Origin of the sequence: Nesterenkonia lutea, assembly GCF_014873955.1 — a bacterium.
Classification (GTDB): Bacteria; Actinomycetota; Actinomycetes; order Actinomycetales; family Micrococcaceae; genus Nesterenkonia; species Nesterenkonia lutea.
In genome coordinates this window covers 249,063-264,256 of record NZ_JADBED010000001.1, presented here as the reverse complement: position 1 = coordinate 264,256, position 15,194 = coordinate 249,063, and the positions used below count along the sequence as shown (strand labels likewise).

The following is a 15,194-nucleotide window of genomic DNA, read 5'->3' as shown; positions in this document are numbered from 1 at the left end:
GACGATGAATGCTCAGAAGCTGCAGGACCTGCTGGAGATCGCTCACGAGGCCGCTGCGGCGGGCGCCGCCGTCCTGGCCGAACGTGAGGAGGTCTCCCCCTCGGGCCTGATCCTGGGACAGGAGCAGTCAGGGGTCGAGACGAAGTCCTCCGCCTCGGATCTGGTGACCGACTTCGACCGGCGTGCCGAGCAGGCGGTCCGCGAGGTCATCAACCGGCGGCGTCCCGACGATGAGGTCTCCGGCGAGGAGTACGGCACCACCACCCCGCAGGAGCCCAGCGGTCACCGCTGGTCGATCGATCCGCTCGACGGGACCACGAACTTCGTCCGCGGGATCGTCTACTACGGCACCTCCGTGGGGCTGCAGGGCCCCGATGGGAACTGGCTGGCCGGCGTCGTCGTCGCTCCGGCCCTGGGCCGCATCTGGTGGGCCAGCCGCGGTCAGGGCGCCTTCAGCACCAATAGGGACTCGGAACCAGTCCGACTGAGCGGCCCCACCGGGGACCTCGCCGCGGGCCTGCTCTCCACCGGCTACGGCTATGACCCTGCACGGCGGGCGGAGCAGACGCGTGCCGTGGCAGCGATGCTCCCGGCCTTCGGCAATATGCGTCGTCTCGGCGCTGCGGCATTGGACATCTGCATGGTCGCCGACGGCACCCAGGACGCCTACGCCGAATACGGCATCTGGGAGCATGACTGGGCCGCCGCCGCACTCATCGCCGAGGAATCGGGGGTGCCGGTGCACCGCCCCGCCGCAGCTGACAGCAGCGTGAGCCCCGACTGGTGCGTGATCGGCGATATCGGGATGGAGCTCAGCGAGCTCTCCCCCGCCCCGCTGGCCCGCTGAGCGTGATGGCGCAGAACGGGCCTGAACTGCTCATCCGCGAGGCCGCCCGGGCAGACTGGGATCGGATCGCCGAGCTGACCGTGTCCGCCTACGTGGACGGTGGATTTCTCACCCCCGAGGACTCCTACGTCAGTCATCTCGCCGATGTGGCGACCCGTGCCTCCGGCTCCAGGCTGCTGGTGGCCGAGGTGCCGGCCGGCAGCGGCACCGACATCGCAGCCTCCGTGGCGGTCACCGATGCCGGCGGGCCGATGGCGGAGGTCGCGCGTGCCGGAGAGATGGAGTTCCGGATGCTCGCTGTGGCTCCGGAGCACCAGGGGCGCGGGATCGCTCGGCGGATGGTCCGACACATCATCGCCGAGGCCGAGTCTCGCCCCGAGATCCATGGGCTCACCCTGTGCAGCCTGACCTCCATGACGACCGCGCATGCCCTGTACCGCTCCGAGGGCTTCTGCGAAGTGCCTGAGCGGGACTTCTGGCTCGAAGCAAAGGATGCCCGGTTCCCCTTCTTCCTCCGCAGGGTCTGAGCGCCCCGCTCTCGAGGGCATGGAGAAGCCCGCCGGAATCCCCTCCCCTCGAGAGGAACCGGCGGGCTTCTGTGCTCAGTGGGCGGAGATGCTCACTGCTGCTGGAATCAGCGGCGCTCTGCCAGCTCGTGGGGCAGCGGCTCCGGATCCTCCAGCAGGCGGCCTGCCTTGCGGTCTGCCAGGTACTGCTTCATCTCTTCCTTGACCTTCGGGGCCAGGATGACCAGACCGATCACGTTGATGAAGATGCACATGAACAGCGCCGAGTCGGCAAAGCTGAAGATGTTCCCGACGGAGACGAGGCAGCCCAGGATCACCAGGACGAGCAACATCACACGGAAGATCGCGTCACCGACCTTGGAGGTGCCGAAGAGGTGCCGCCAGGCCTGGATCCCGTAGTAGGCCCAGGTGATCAGCGTGGAGTAGGCGAACAGCAGGACTGCGACGGTCAGCACGATGTTGAAGCCGGGCAGGAAGGAGTCGAAGGCCGCCGAGGTCAGCGCCACCGGGTTCTCCGCGCCACCGGCGTCCAGAGCCTCCTGGTACTCGGGGGTCCAGGCGAAGATGATGACCAGGGCGGTCATGGTGCAGACCACCACGGTGTCGATGAAGGGCTCGAGTGCCGCGTTGAAGCCCTCGGAGACCGGACGACGGGTCTTGACCGCCGAGTGGGCGATCGGAGCCGAGCCGATGCCGGCCTCGTTGGAGAACGCCGCGCGGGTGACACCGATGATGATGACGCCGAGCACGCCGCCGGAGATTCCCTCAGGAGAGAAGGCTCCACCGATGATCGCGCCGAAAGCGTCACCGATGTTGGCGAAGTTCACCGCGATGACGATCAGGCAGGCCACCACGTAGATGAGCGCCATGGCAGGGACCAGCTTGGCGGTGACCGCGCCGATGGACTTGATGCCACCGATGATGACCACACCGACCAGCGCCGCGAAGATGAGGCCGAAGATCAGCGCCGCCAGTTCAGAGCCGAAGATTCCCTCTTCGCCGCCGGTGGCTGCACGCAGCTGGCCGAACGCCTGGTTCGACTGGAACATGCCGCCGCCGACCACGCCGAAGAGCATGATGGCGATGGCGAACAGTCCGGTGATGATCGCCACCGGGATGCGGCCGAGCTTGTGGAAGGCAACCTTGAGATACTGGAACGGTCCGCCGTGGACGATGCCGTTCTCATCGATGTAGCGGTACTTCACGCCGAGCGTGCACTCGACGAACTTGGTGCACATGCCGAACAGCCCGGCGATGATCATCCAGAAGGTGGCACCCGGGCCGCCGATGGAGACTGCAGCGGCCACGCCAGCGATGTTGCCGAGTCCCACAGTTGCGGAGACTGCGGAGGTCAGCGCCTGGAAGTGGGAGACCTCGCCCGGATCCTTCTTTGTGGTCCACTTGCCGCGGAGCACCTCGATGCTCACCTTCGGTGTGCGGAACTGGACGAAGCCGAAGTAGATCGTGAAGCCTATGGCCGCGAGGATGGACCAGAGCACGACGACAGGAGCGTCGTAGCCGCCCAGCGGGATGGTGGCGAAGATGATGTTCGCGAAACCCTCTGCGATTCCCGCGAACCACCCGTCGACGGTGTTGGCGGTCTGCTGCAGAACGGATTCCTCCGCGGCAGCCGCCGTGATGTATGCACTCGTGGTGCTCATGTGATTCCCTCATTCGAAGATCGGTGCAAGCGCGTGTGACACTGCGCTCCGGGGTGCAGCCCCGGGTTGCGCAATAATCTACTCCCCGACTGTTTCAGTCAGTTTGCGACACGCAATGAATGTGTATCGTGCATGTTTCCAGGTGGTGGAATATTGCACAAGAGAGGATTGTGCCATAGAACACACAAAACGGCCTGAGACCCGCGCCGGGGCGCGGATCTCAGGCCGTTCAGAAAATATTCAGCTGCCGGTCAGCCAGCGTGTCGGGACGGGTTCAGCTTTCGATGTCGAGCTTGGCGAGGACGATCTCGCGGACCTTGCCGGCATCGGCCTGGCCGCGGGTCTCCTTCATGACCGGTCCGATCAGTGCGCCGATGGCCTTGAGCTTGCCACCAGCGATCTTCTCCACCACGTCCGGGTTCTCGGCCATGGCCTTCTCCACGGCCGCCGTCAGCGCGCCGGAATCGTCGGAGACGACTTCCAGACCGCGGGCGGTGACGATCTCGCCGGGGGTGCCCTCCCCCGCGATGACATGCTCCAGGACCTGACGGGCGATCTTGTCGTTGATCCGCCCCTCTTCGATCAGCGCGTTCAGTGCGCCGATGGTCGCCGGCTGCACACCCAGGGCGGCCGGTTCGAGATCGCGGGCGTTGGCCAGCCGGGAGATCTCTCCCATCCACCATTTGCGCGCCACCGCAGGAGAGACGCCGGAGGCGACAGTCTCCTGGATCTCATCCAGCAGATCTGCGGCGACCACATCACGGAACTCCTGCTCAGAGAAGCCCCAGTCGGCCAGCAGCCGGCGGCGGCGCTCTGCCGGCGGCTCGGGCAGCTGAGCGCGCAGCTGCTCCACCCAGGCGGACGTGGTGACGATCGGGACCAGGTCCGGCTCCGGGAAGTAGCGGTAGTCATCAGCATCGGACTTCGGGCGACCCGAGCTCGTGGTCCGCGTGCCCTCCTGCCAGTGGCGGGTCTCCTGCACGATGGACCCTCCGGCAGCCAGGATGCCGGCGTGGCGGCGCATCTCGTAGGTCACCGCATGCTCGACGGCGCGCAGCGAGTTCACGTTCTTCGTCTCGGAGCGCGTGCCGAAGGTCGTGGTCCCCTTGGGCATCATCGAGACGTTGGCGTCACAGCGGACGTTGCCGCGCTCCATGCGGGCGTCGGAGATCCCCAGCCCCTTGACGATGTCCCGCACGGCCGAGACATAGGCCCGGGCCAGCTCCGGGGCGCGGGCGCCGGCGCCGACTATCGGCTTGGTGACGATCTCCACCAGCGGGATGCCGGACCGGTTGTAGTCCACCAGGGAATAGTCCGCGCCCTGGATCCGTCCTGAGGTGCCGGCGTGGGTGAGCTTGCCTGCATCTTCCTCCATATGGGCGCGTTCGATCTCCACTCGGAAGACCTCACCGTCGTCCAGTTCGATGTCCAGGTAGCCGTCGAAGGCGATGGGCTCGTCATACTGGGAGGTCTGCCAGTTCTTCGGGGTGTCCGGGTAGAAGTACTGCTTGCGCGCGAAGCGGCACCTCTCGGCGATCTCGCAGTTCAGCGCGAGGCCGAGCTTGACCGCGTACTCCACGGCCTTGCCGTTGACCACCGGCAGCGTGCCGGGCAGGCCCAGGCAGACCTCGTTGACATTGGTGTTGGGCTCGTCGCCGAAGGCATTGGGTGCCGAGGAGAACATCTTGGTCTTGGTGTTCAGCTCCACATGGACCTCGAAGCCGAGCACCGGATCGAACTGCTCCAGTGCCGCCTCGTAGCTCAGTGGTTCTGCATCAGTCAGCGTGTCAGTCATCTCTTCCTTCACTTCCCGGCGGGCTGAGCCGCCGCCTCCGCCGGTGCCTGGGTCAGTTCCGATGCCTCGGACAGCTCCGGCGCCTGGGCCCAGAACGGTCCCGTCTTGTGGGCGAGCAGCTTCTCCAGCGCCGCTCCGGCCCGGTAGGCGCGTGCGTCCTCGCGGATCGGCGCGAGGAACTGGATGCCCACGGGCAGCCCTTCGGAGAGACCGCCCGGCACCGAGAGGCCGGGGATGCCGGCAAGGTTGGCGGGGATGGTGGCGACGTCGTTGAGGTACATCGCCAGCGGGTCGTCGTCCTTCTCACCCAGCGGGAACGCCACCGTGGGCGAGGTCGGGGAGATCAGCACGTCGGCCTTGGTGAAGGCGGCGTCGAAGTCCTGCTGGATCAGCGTGCGGACCTTCTGCGCGGAGCCGTAGTAGGCGTCGTAGTAGCCCGCCGATAGCGCGTAGGTGCCCAGGATGATCCGTCGCTTGACCTCATCACCGAATCCGGCGGCGCGGGTGGAGCCCATCACTCGTTCGATGGTCAGCGGCCCGCCCTCGGGGAGCACCCGGGTGCCGTAGCGCACGCCGTCGAACTTCGCGAGGTTGGAGGAGGCCTCGGAGGGCATGATCAGGTAGTACGCGCCCAGCGCATACTCGAAGCTGGGACAGTCCACCTCCACGATCTCGGCACCGGCCGCGCGCAGCGCGTCGAGGGCCTCATGGAAGCGCGCCAGCACGCCCTCCTGGTATCCCTCGCCCTGGAGCTGCTTGATCACTCCGATCCGCAGACCCGACACGTCAGCGCTGCGGACGGCCTCGGCGAGGGCCGGGACCTCGCCGGACAGCGAGGTGGAGTCCCTGGGGTCATGCCCGGCGATCAGCTCATGGAGCAGCGCGGCATCTTCGGTGGTGCGCGCCACCGGACCGATCTGGTCCAGCGAGGAGGCCATCGCGATGGCCCCATAGCGGGAGACCGCGCCATAGGTGGGCTTGCCGCCGACGGTGCCGGTCATGGCGCCGGGCTGGCGGATCGACCCACCGGTGTCGGTGCCCAGCGCCAGTGGCGCCTCGAAGGCGGCCACGGCGGCGGCTGATCCGCCTCCTGATCCGCCGGGGATCCGGGTGATGTCCCAGGGGTTGCGGGTCACGCCGTAGGCGGAGTGCTCGGTGGAGGAGCCCATCGCAAACTCGTCCAGGTTCGTCTTGCCCAGGATCGGCAGCTTCGCCGCGCGCAGCTTGGTCACCACGGTGGCGTCGTAGGGGCTCATCCAGCCCTGAAGCATCGCGGATCCGGCGGTGGTGGGCTGACCTTCGGTGACGATCAGGTCTTTGACTGCGATGGGCACGCCGGCCAACGGGTGCAGGGCATCGGCCTCGGCACCGCCGGTCGTGCGGATCGCGTCCACCTCGGCTGCGGTGCGCAGGGCCTCCTCGGCAGAGACGTGCAGGAAGGCGTGGATGCCGACTTCGCCGCCGTCGACGGTGTCAATCCGATCCAGGTGTGCCTGGGTCAGCGCCACGGAGGTGATCTCCCCGGCGCGCAGCTTCGCTGCCATCTCGGCGGCGGTCAGCCGGATCAGCTCATGGGTGTGGGTGGTCATGTCTGGGGTCACTCCTCGTCCAGGATGGCCGGGACCTTGAAACGGCCGGCTTCAGCGTCGGGTGCATTGAGCAGCGACTGTTCAGCGGTGAAGACATGGCCGACCTCGTCCTCGCGGAACACGTTGGTCAGCGGCAGCGGATGGCTGGTGGCTGGGACCTCGCCGGAGACGGCCTCAGAGACGGTCGCCACGGAATCCACGATGACGGCCAGCTCACCGGCCATCTTCTCCAGTTCCTGCTCAGTCATGCTGATGTGCGCAAGTTTTGCCAGATGCTCAACGTCGGCGCGCGAGATCTCAGACATGCAGCTCCCTCGGGATCGGTGGTGGATGAACTCGACCCAGTCTATCGGTCGGGGCCATCCTCAAAGGCGAGGCGCAGGACCCGCAGACACGACGGCGGCCGCTCACCTGGCGTGGTGAGCGGCCGCCGTCGTCGACCCGACTTCTCAGTCCTGCGCCGTGCGCCGGGACTCTCGGCCAGGCTGTTCGGTGATCAGTCGGCGACGTCCTCGATCGGGGCCTCGTAGCGCAGGATCGCGGCGACGGAGTCCTCGGCGGATGTGCCGAGCAGGCCGACCGAGGCACCCACTCCGGCGGCGGCGGCGAGCAGCTCGTCCTCGTCGGTGGCCTTCTCGTGCTGTCGCAGCAGCAGCGTCTCGACGGCGCCCAGTCGCACGGCGGCGCGGACTGCCTCGGCGCCCTCTGCGGCGCGTCCGTGTCCGTGTGCCTCGCCATAGCGGTCGGTCTGGTCCTTGCTGCGCTGGATCACCACGCGGCGGGCGATGACGGTCAGCTCCTCGCTCAGGGCCTGCTCGGTCCCCTCATCAGCGTGGCCGGACGGGATGCCGCCGCCGGACTCGGCCTCCACTGTGGAGTCCTGCAGAGCCTTGGGCAGCTCCTCGTGCAGGCCGCGGCGGCCCTGCGTCTCGCCGGCGATCACGATCACGTCAGGGTGCCAGGAGTCAGCGATCTTGGCCACGCGGGCGGAGATGTCCCGGATGTTCTGGGCGGCAGCCTCATCGGCCGTGCGCTGGATCTGCTTATGGCTCAGCGCGCCCTCGCGCGGCTTGTGCACCGATTCGACGCTGCTGCCCTGCACCGATTCCTCGGCGCCGGAGGCCAGCAGCTCCTCGCCGGCGACGACAAGACGACGGATGACGGCCTGCTTCTGGTCGGCGATGGCCACGAGCATCCGCACAGCACCGAGGCGTTGGCGGACGTAGTCCCCGAGCTGCGGAGGCTCGCCGACCACGGCGAGATCCCCGGATCCCTGCGCGGCATCGAAGTGCTCGTTCAGGACCACGCGGGTCTGGTCGGCCACGAGGACTCGGCCTTCGGCGTGGACCTCGGTCGGGGTGGCCTCGGCGAGCGCCTCGTCCAGTGCGGTCAGCGCCGGCTCGGGAGTGCCCGCGTCGGCGAGCTGGGAGCGCAGATCCTGCCAACGGAGGCGAAGCTGGTCCTCGGCGTCAGCGGCCGGGGAACGCGCTTCGAGATAGACGGTGGCGAATGGGCCCTGGGCCTCATAGACGCCTCGGAGTGTGGTCAGCTGCATGGTTGCTCCTTCCTGCGTCCGAAGGCGGCGGCGGAGGTGCTCCGTGACCGCCCGACGCGAGCGTCGGTGACAGCGGATGTCTCTGTCTGACGCTAGCGAGACGCCGGGAGCACGTCAATCCTCCTGCGGCGGGCCGTCCTGCTTCGGGGAGTCATGCTGCTGGACATCCTGCTGCCGGGCATCCTGCTGCTGGACATCCTGCTGCTGGACATCGACGACGACGACGGTGACGTTGTCACGCCCGCCGGCCCGCAGCGACTGGTGGATCAGCCAATCCACGGTGTCCTGGGCATTGCGCCCGGCTCCGAGGATGCGGCCGATCTCATCGTCGGTGAGCTCTCCGCTGAGCCCGTCGGAGCAGATCATCAGCCGCTGTCCGGCGCGCACGGCCGCAGTGGTGAAGTCGGCGTCCCACATCTCGCCGGCGCCGAGGGCCCTGGTGATGACATTGCGCTGCGGATGGCTGTGCAGCTCCTCGGCAGTGATCAGGCCGGAGTCGAACATGTCCTGGACCTGGGAGTGGTCCCTGGTCAGCTGGCGCAGCTCGGCCTGCTCGTAGAGGTAGGTCCTGGAGTCACCGATGTTGAACACGACCCAACTCAGACCGTCCTCATGGTCCTCCAACAGGGCGCCCGAGACGGTGGTCCCCGCCTTGGAGTCCGTGGCCTCACGGATGCGCTGATCGGCCTCGCCCAGGTAGGCCTGGATCTGGTCCCGTGAGACGCGGCCCTCGGCGCGGTTCCAGCCGTCCGCGAGGGTCTGCACGGCCAGGGCCGAGGCGACTTCACCGGCCTCGTGACCGCCCATGCCGTCGGCCACGGCGAAGAGGGTGTCGGTGATGACCGAAGAGTCCTCGTTGAGCTCTCGGCGCAGGCCCACATGAGACCCGTAGCCATAGTCCAGGTACAGGCCCGCAGGCTCCTGGCGGGACTCCTGGGCTTCTTCTGGACCTTCTGCGCTGGCTGCCACATCTCTATCTTGTCACGGGGCGGCTGATCACGGTGGACACATTGCACGGCCGCCGCCCTCCCGTTGCCTCACCGTCGACCTGCCGGTGCGCACCTGACGGTGCGCAGCTGACAGTGAGGCGGAAAGCGCGAGGCAGGCGCGGCGTCAGTCCCGCTCCATGCCGGCTCCCTGGCCGCGCAGCAGCATGTTCGGCTGGACCTCTCCGAAGCCTCGCACGATGCGTGGGGGCTGGGGCACCAGCAGATAGTCGGGGTTGGTCTCCAGCGTCTGGGCGGTCACCTGGTCCACCAGGATCGTCCCCGGGTCGGCCAGCGAGGTGAGTCTTGCGGCGAGGTTCACCGTGGGTCCGTAGATGTCCCCCATCCGGGAGAGCACCCGTCCCCAGACCACCGATACCCGCGCCTCGGGGAGCACGCCGTCGGCGGCTATGGATTCGGCCAGTGCCAGGGCGATCTCGGCACCTGCCTCGGGGGTCTCCGCGTTGTAGAGGACCTCGTCCCCGACCGTCTTGACCAGTCGGCCGCCGCCGATGGAGATGATCTCGGCACATTTTGACTCGAAGTGCTGGACCATGTGCGCCAGGGTGCGCTCGTTCATCTGTCGGGAGAGTGAGGTGTAGGAGACGAGATCGGCGAAGCCCACAGCACGGGCCAGCGGCAGCGCCGAGTCGTTCTCCTCGCCGGTGCGCCCGTGGGCGCTGGCGGCCAGGCCGGACTCGACCCGCACGGTCAGCCGCTGCAGCGCCGCGGAGAGCTGCCGGCGCCAGGTGTAGCCCATCAGCTTCTGGATGGGTTCGATGAGCTTCGGCAGCGTCTCCACCACCTGGGTGCGTGCCACTGCGTCCGAGAGCTGGTCGTTGGCGATCTTGTCCTCCACCAGCGCCTCGATCTGCCAGACGACCATGCGGTCGGTCATCTGGCCCACGGAGCGGGTCAGCGAGATGGCGGTCTCCTCGTTGAGGTGCTGATCGCGGACCAGTTCGATCATGGTGGCCAGGGCCTCCACATCGGCCTGGGTGAAGGCCTTGACGTCGTCGTCGAGGTTCGGGAAGCCCAGCGCGCGCCAGAGTCGGCGGGCGGAGCGGGTGGAGACGCCGAGCTGCCGGGCCATCTCGCGGTAGGTCAGGGTCCGTTCGGCGCCGAGGAGCCGATGTTCCAGCTCGCGGATGGTCCGGTGCCACTGGCGCTGCTCCATGCTCGGAATGGGGATCGCGGCGGTCTCCGGGGAGCGCTCATGGCCTGCCGCGGCATCCGCGGAACGCGTCCGAGCCGTCTGAGCCTCGCGGGCGGCGCGGCTGACCGTGCGGTCGGCGAGTCCCTCCGCGGGTGCGGCCGCATCGGGACCGGCGCTGATGCTGCGGCCCCCGGCCTCCTGGAGCATGGCCTGGCGCACCTGGCCATGCAGCCGCGGAGAGTTGAAGTCTGACCAGTCTCTGCGGGCGGCCTCCAGCTCTGCGGAGGTGTAGTCCGCCGATTCCGCCCCGGAGGGCGAGACCGGCTCTGTTCCGGTCTGTGCCGCGGACTGGTCCACGTCTCCAGAACCGGAACCCGGACCGCCGGATCCCGCCGCGGCCCCCGAGCTGCTGGGCGCAGGGTCATGCCGGACGGCGCGCCAGGAGACGTCGGGGTCCTCCCCGCCGAGGTAGACCGGGCGCGGATCGTTGTCTCTGCTGCGGTCACGCGGTTCAGGCATAGTGGGCTTCTCCATATCCGCCCGGAGCGGGGGCCTGGTTCGCGTACTGGGCGGCCACGTTGCGACGGTACTCGCTCAGCTGCTCGGCGATGACGGTCTGGAAGTGCTGGGCGTCGGGCATGTTGTTCAGGCGCGTGCGCTGGTGCTGGCCGTAGGCGCCGTGGAGCAGCAGCAGGTCCCCCGAGTCGGACATGGACTGCAGCCGCGACTGCTTCATCTGCACCTCGGAGAGCAGCCCCAGCGGAACCACGGTCGCCTGGGCGGCACCGATGACGTTCTTCTGCACCAGGCGATGACTGGTCAGGTAGGTGAGTCGGTTGGCCCAGCTCAGTGCGGGCTTGAGCGAGCCGAACGCCAGGCCCAGGAGTCCTCCGGCCCAGATGACGAACACGCCGATGTGGTGGTAGTGCTCGATGAACTCGGGCTGATCGGCGCGGGCGATGTAGCCCAGCAGGAAGCTCATGATCGCCACGGTGACCAGGAAGCTGATCAGCGCCGGCAGCAGCGCGCGGTGGTGGGCGCGGGTCCGAATGACCACCTGTTCACCCTCGACCAGCTTGAGCTTCATGGTCAGCCACAGCCTCCTGCCGGTCATCATCACAACTCATCATCACAACGGTTCTCGCCGCTCAGTCTACCGGGGAGCATTTCCCTGCGTTTTACCGCCCCCTGCGCAAACTACCTGCGCGACCGCAGCGCCGGTAAAGCACGCAGGGCCCGGTAAAACGCTAGGGGGACGGGCGGAGATGGACGACGTCGCCCGCGGAGAACGATCTCAGCACCGGCTCGCAGACCGTCCAGTCCCGCTCCAGGCCCGACCGAACATGGCTCACCTGCACCTGGAGGGAGCCATCCGGTCCCAGTGACCGCGCCACCCCGCGTTCAGCGCCGCCGTGGGGAAGCTCCACCCGGACCTGCTGGCCGAGTGTGCTCAGCACCTCCCCGACCTGCTCGCGCAGCAGCACCGACACCCCCTCGGGGTCCCGCGACGCCAGCTCCTCCACCGCGTGCAGCCGCAGCGCGAAGCGCTCCAGGAAGCCGCAGAGCAGCTCGGTGCGCAGTCGCGCGGCCTCTTCTCCGCCCAGCTCCGCGGGGACCGGCCCGTTCGCGGCGCGCCGCAGCTCGATCAGCACCGACGTCGCGTTCTCGGTGGGCAGCTGCGTGTCCTGAAGCAGCACATTGATGCCGATGCCCAGGACGACGGCGCTCGGTCCGCTCCCAGCCATGGCTGGCACCGCGGCGGCGAGGATCCCGCTGATCTTCTTCTCCGCACCGACGGGCTGGGTCACCTGGACATCATTGGGCCACTTCAGCACCGCACGCTGGGACGCCGTGTCCAGCCCGTGGTCCTCGCGCAGCGTGTCCACCAGGGTCCTGCCTGCCAGCATCGAGAGCCAGCCCAGATGGGTCGGGTCAAGCCGGGGCCGCAGCACGATCGAGGTGGACAGCGAGGCGCCCCTGGGTGAGGTCCAGACCCGGCCGAGACGTCCGCGGCCTCCTGTCTGCTCCTCTGCTGTCAGCACGGACAGATGCGGCCAGGACGCCGTTGCCGCGTCATCAGCGGCCAGGGCATCGAGGAGGTGCTGATTCGTGGAGCCCACGGACTCGATCCGCTCCACGCGGGCATAGCCGCCGCCGGCGCCGCGAAGCAGTCGTCGCCGCAGCAGGTCGATGTCCAGAGCAGGCAGGGCGTGCAGCGGAGGCGGAGCGGCGGTCATGGGCCAAGAGTAGGCCACCGGTGCAGACGACTCATGGCCGGGAGCGAGCCGCGCCGCCGAGCAGCCAGCTGCTCAGAGGAACGCGTCGGGAATCAGCTCGCTCCCCGGATCCACGGCATAGTCGGCGAGGTCGGTGATGCCCAGGTGGCGCAGCACCTGCTCATCGGTGAGGAAGGCTCCGCTGATCGGACGTTGTCCGCCCTCGCCGTCGCGGCTCGTCATCTGTCCGGAGAGCACGGCCACTGCGGCGTCGGCGACGATCTCCACCCGGCGGGCCCCCCGGATCATGGCCTCGCCCTGTTCACCGGCGAGCGTCGCCAGGTTCCTGATCGCGGCGGTGTCGATATAGGTCGCGGGCCACAGCGAGTTCACGACCACGCCGTCGGCGGCGAGCTCCTCAGCCAGGCCCACGGTGGTCATCGACATCCCGTACTTCGACATCGTGTAGGCCAGGTGCTTGCCCAGCCAGACAGGGTCCAGTCCCGCCTCAGCCAGCGCCAGCGGCGGGGAGAGCGTGAGAATCTGCGGCGTGAAGCCGGACTCGCCCCCGCCCGCGGGGGCATCAGCCCGATGCCTGGCGGCGCTGGCGCGCAGGTGCGGGGCCGCCAGCTTGGAGAGCAGAAACGTTCCCCGGACATTGATGTCATGCATCAGGTCGTAGCGCTTCATGTCCAGCCCCTCGGTGGGGGACAGATCGATGGCCGAGGCGTTGTTGATCAGGATGTCGATTCCGCCGAAGGTCTCCACGGTGCGTTCGACGGCGGCGCTCACGTCTTCATCACGACGCACGTCTCCGACCACGGCCAGTCCGTTGCCGCCCGCGGCGCAGATGTCTTCCACGGCGGTGTGGACGGTGCCGGCGAGCTTCGGATGCGGAGTGTCGGTCTTCGCCACCAGCGCCACGTTGGCTCCTCGGGCGGCCAGAGCCACGGCGATCGCATGGCCGATCCCGCGTGAGCCGCCGGAGATCAGTGCCGTCCGCCCGGTGAGATCGGCGGAGACGGGGGTGACCGTCTCTGCGGAGGAGGCTGCGTCTGAGGATGTGAACTGGGTCATAGCCCCACCCTACCGGTGGGTAACCTGGGACGGAAGCGGCCGTGTCCGACTCCCGGCGCAACTGCTGCATGGGATCTCACGTGGGATCTTGTAGAGAGTCCACAGCGGATGAGCCCTGATCCGTGGATAGACTGGCCGCTGAATTGTGGACTTCCTCCAGCCTGCGATCGGAAAGGTGCCCCCGCGCAGCCATGACGTCAGATCTCACCACCACCGCCGGCAAACTCGCTGACTTCCGCCGCCGCCGCGACAAGACTCAGGCCCCCGCGGGCGAGGAGGCCGTGGCCAGGCAGCACAGCCGCGGCAAGAACACCGCTCGCGAGCGCATCGACATGCTTCTGGACCAGGACTCCTTCGTGGAGTTCGACGCCATGGCCGTGCACCGCTCCACCTCCTTCGGAATGGAGACCCGCCATCCGCTGGGCGACGGTCTGGTCTCCGGCTACGGCACGATCGACGGGCGGCTCGTCGCCGTCTACGCCCAGGACTTCACCGTCTTCGGGGGCTCGCTCTCCAAGGTGAACGGGGAGAAGATCGTCAAGGTCCAGGAGTTCGCGGCCCGCAACGGCTGCCCGGTCATCGGGATCAACGACGGCGGGGGCGCCCGCATCCAGGAGGGCGTCTCCTCGCTGGCGATGTTCGCCGACATCTTCCGGAACAACGTCCATTCCTCCGGAGTGATCCCCCAGATCACGCTGATCATGGGACCCTCCGCGGGCGGCGCGGCCTACTCGCCGGCGCTGACCGATTTCGTGATCATGGTGGACAAGACCTCGCACATGTTCATCACCGGCCCTGACGTGATCAAGTCCGTCACCGGTGAGGATGTGGACATGGAGACGCTCGGCGGGGCGCGCTCGCATTCCACGACCACCGGCACCGCCGCCTATATGGCCACCGATGAGGAGGACGCCATCGAGTTCGCCAAGGAGCTCCTGGAGTTCCTGCCGCTGAACAACCTGGCGGAGGCCCCCATCGAGGACCATGAGGAGCGGCCCAAGATCGAGACCGGGGACGAGGCGTTGAACTCGCTGATCCCCGACTCCTCCTCCGCGCCCTATGACATGCGCACGCTCATCGAGCAGATCCTCGACGAGGGGCACTTCCTGGAGCTGCAGAGCCTCTACGCGCCGAACGTGACCATCGGCTTCGGCCGGGTCGAAGGGCGCTCCGTCGGCGTCGTCGCCAACCAGCCCACCCAGTTCGCAGGGACCCTGGACATCGCCGCCTCGGAGAAGGCCGCCCGGTTCGTGCGCTTCTGCGACGCCTTCAACATCCCGATCCTGACCCTGGTCGATGTCCCCGGCTTCCTGCCCGGCACCGATCAGGAGTTCAACGGCATCATCCGCCGCGGAGCCAAGCTGCTCTACGCCTATGCCGAGGCGACAGTCCCGAAGATCACGGTCATCACCCGCAAAGCCTTCGGCGGGGCGTACATCGTGATGGGCTCCAAGAAGCTCGGCGCCGATGTGAACCTGGCCTGGCCCACGGCGCAGATCGGCGTGATGGGCGCCCAGGGTGCCGTGAACATCCTCTACCGGCGCGACCTCGCCGCTGTGGAGAAATCGGGAGGCGATGTCGAGGGGCGCCGGAAGTCGCTGATCGAGGACTATGAGGCGGAGCTGCTCAACCCCTATCAGGCGGCCGAGCTCGGCTACATCGATGCCGTGATCGAGCCCGCTGAGACCCGCTGGCAGATCTGCCACGCTCTGCGCGCCACGCAGCATAAGCGTGAGGCTCTGCCGGCCAAGAAGCACGGGAACATTCCGCTCTAGGAGGGGCTGA

At 67.9% G+C, this 15,194-nt stretch carries 13 protein-coding genes; 3 read left to right on the top strand and 10 right to left on the bottom strand.

Annotated elements, in window-relative coordinates; all coding sequences use genetic code 11:
• Positions 1-4: 4 nt before the first annotated feature.
• Together H4W27_RS01285 and H4W27_RS01280 are read left to right on the top strand one after the other, a co-directional pair.
• The gene (locus H4W27_RS01285; RefSeq protein WP_192594328.1) at positions 5-847 is read left to right on the top strand and encodes an inositol monophosphatase family protein; all 843 of its coding nucleotides are present in this window, start codon (positions 5-7) and stop codon (positions 845-847) included.
• Positions 848-852: 5 nt separating this feature from the next.
• Positions 853-1,374, top strand: coding sequence for a GNAT family N-acetyltransferase (locus H4W27_RS01280; RefSeq protein ID WP_192594327.1), 522 nt, complete (start codon positions 853-855; stop codon positions 1,372-1,374).
• Positions 1,375-1,481: 107 nt separating this feature from the next.
• On the opposite strand, the gene H4W27_RS01275 is transcribed toward H4W27_RS01280, so the two are convergent.
• The 10 genes from H4W27_RS01275 to H4W27_RS01230 form a co-directional block, all read right to left on the bottom strand.
• Positions 1,482-3,035, bottom strand: coding sequence for an alanine/glycine:cation symporter family protein (locus tag H4W27_RS01275; RefSeq protein WP_192594326.1), 1,554 nt, complete (start codon positions 3,033-3,035; stop codon positions 1,482-1,484).
• Positions 3,036-3,309: 274 nt separating this feature from the next.
• Positions 3,310-4,830 carry an Asp-tRNA(Asn)/Glu-tRNA(Gln) amidotransferase subunit GatB gene (gatB, locus tag H4W27_RS01270; RefSeq protein WP_192594325.1) on the bottom strand — a complete coding sequence of 507 codons (1,521 nt, stop codon included), beginning with the start codon at positions 4,828-4,830 and terminating at the stop codon, positions 3,310-3,312.
• 8 nt (positions 4,831-4,838) lie between these two features.
• Positions 4,839-6,419, bottom strand: a complete 1,581-nt coding sequence (gene gatA, locus H4W27_RS01265) for an Asp-tRNA(Asn)/Glu-tRNA(Gln) amidotransferase subunit GatA (RefSeq protein WP_192594324.1) — start codon at positions 6,417-6,419, stop codon at positions 4,839-4,841.
• Positions 6,420-6,427: 8 nt separating this feature from the next.
• Positions 6,428-6,724, bottom strand: coding sequence for an Asp-tRNA(Asn)/Glu-tRNA(Gln) amidotransferase subunit GatC (gene gatC, locus H4W27_RS01260; protein ID WP_192594323.1), 297 nt, complete (start codon positions 6,722-6,724; stop codon positions 6,428-6,430).
• Between the two features lie 191 nt (positions 6,725-6,915).
• Positions 6,916-7,974 carry a baeRF2 domain-containing protein gene (locus H4W27_RS01255; protein WP_192594322.1) on the bottom strand — a complete coding sequence of 353 codons (1,059 nt, stop codon included), beginning with the start codon at positions 7,972-7,974 and terminating at the stop codon, positions 6,916-6,918.
• 114 nt (positions 7,975-8,088) lie between these two features.
• A complete protein-coding gene (locus tag H4W27_RS01250) occupies positions 8,089-8,943 on the bottom strand; it encodes a PP2C family protein-serine/threonine phosphatase (RefSeq protein WP_318782061.1) in 855 nt (284 codons plus the stop codon).
• 144 nt (positions 8,944-9,087) lie between these two features.
• Positions 9,088-10,137 carry an adenylate/guanylate cyclase domain-containing protein gene (locus tag H4W27_RS01245; protein ID WP_192596348.1) on the bottom strand — a complete coding sequence of 350 codons (1,050 nt, stop codon included), beginning with the start codon at positions 10,135-10,137 and terminating at the stop codon, positions 9,088-9,090.
• A gap of 490 nt (positions 10,138-10,627) precedes the next feature.
• The gene (locus H4W27_RS01240) at positions 10,628-11,233 is read right to left on the bottom strand and encodes a hypothetical protein (RefSeq protein ID WP_192594321.1); all 606 of its coding nucleotides are present in this window, start codon (positions 11,231-11,233) and stop codon (positions 10,628-10,630) included.
• 130 nt (positions 11,234-11,363) lie between these two features.
• On the bottom strand, positions 11,364-12,353 hold the full coding sequence (locus H4W27_RS01235) for a biotin--[acetyl-CoA-carboxylase] ligase (RefSeq protein WP_192594320.1): 990 nt from the start codon (positions 12,351-12,353) through the stop codon (positions 11,364-11,366).
• Between the two features lie 72 nt (positions 12,354-12,425).
• Positions 12,426-13,409 carry an SDR family oxidoreductase gene (locus H4W27_RS01230; protein ID WP_192594319.1) on the bottom strand — a complete coding sequence of 328 codons (984 nt, stop codon included), beginning with the start codon at positions 13,407-13,409 and terminating at the stop codon, positions 12,426-12,428.
• 191 nt (positions 13,410-13,600) lie between these two features.
• Here H4W27_RS01230 and H4W27_RS01225 point away from each other — a divergent pair, with 191 nt between their 5' ends.
• Positions 13,601-15,184, top strand: coding sequence for an acyl-CoA carboxylase subunit beta (locus tag H4W27_RS01225; RefSeq protein WP_192594318.1), 1,584 nt, complete (start codon positions 13,601-13,603; stop codon positions 15,182-15,184).
• Positions 15,185-15,194: the final 10 nt, after the last annotated feature.

Bases quoted from the DNA above. Each gene is read 5' to 3' on its own strand.
- gatC (WP_192594323.1), bottom strand. From the start codon at position 6,724: ATGTCTGAGATCTCGCGCGCCGACGTTGAGCATCTGGCAAAACTTGCG.
- H4W27_RS01285 (WP_192594328.1), top strand. From the start codon at position 5: ATGAATGCTCAGAAGCTGCAGGACCTGCTGGAGATCGCTCACGAGGCC.
- H4W27_RS01230 (WP_192594319.1), bottom strand. From the start codon at position 13,409: ATGACCCAGTTCACATCCTCAGACGCAGCCTCCTCCGCAGAGACGGTC.
- H4W27_RS01275 (WP_192594326.1), bottom strand. From the start codon at position 3,035: ATGAGCACCACGAGTGCATACATCACGGCGGCTGCCGCGGAGGAATCC.
- H4W27_RS01225 (WP_192594318.1), top strand. From the start codon at position 13,601: ATGACGTCAGATCTCACCACCACCGCCGGCAAACTCGCTGACTTCCGC.
- H4W27_RS01245 (WP_192596348.1), bottom strand. From the start codon at position 10,137: ATGGAGCAGCGCCAGTGGCACCGGACCATCCGCGAGCTGGAACATCGG.
- H4W27_RS01280 (WP_192594327.1), top strand. From the start codon at position 853: ATGGCGCAGAACGGGCCTGAACTGCTCATCCGCGAGGCCGCCCGGGCA.
- H4W27_RS01235 (WP_192594320.1), bottom strand. From the start codon at position 12,353: ATGACCGCCGCTCCGCCTCCGCTGCACGCCCTGCCTGCTCTGGACATC.
- H4W27_RS01255 (WP_192594322.1), bottom strand. From the start codon at position 7,974: ATGCAGCTGACCACACTCCGAGGCGTCTATGAGGCCCAGGGCCCATTC.
- H4W27_RS01240 (WP_192594321.1), bottom strand. From the start codon at position 11,233: ATGATGACCGGCAGGAGGCTGTGGCTGACCATGAAGCTCAAGCTGGTC.
- gatA (WP_192594324.1), bottom strand. From the start codon at position 6,419: ATGACCACCCACACCCATGAGCTGATCCGGCTGACCGCCGCCGAGATG.
- gatB (WP_192594325.1), bottom strand. From the start codon at position 4,830: ATGACTGACACGCTGACTGATGCAGAACCACTGAGCTACGAGGCGGCA.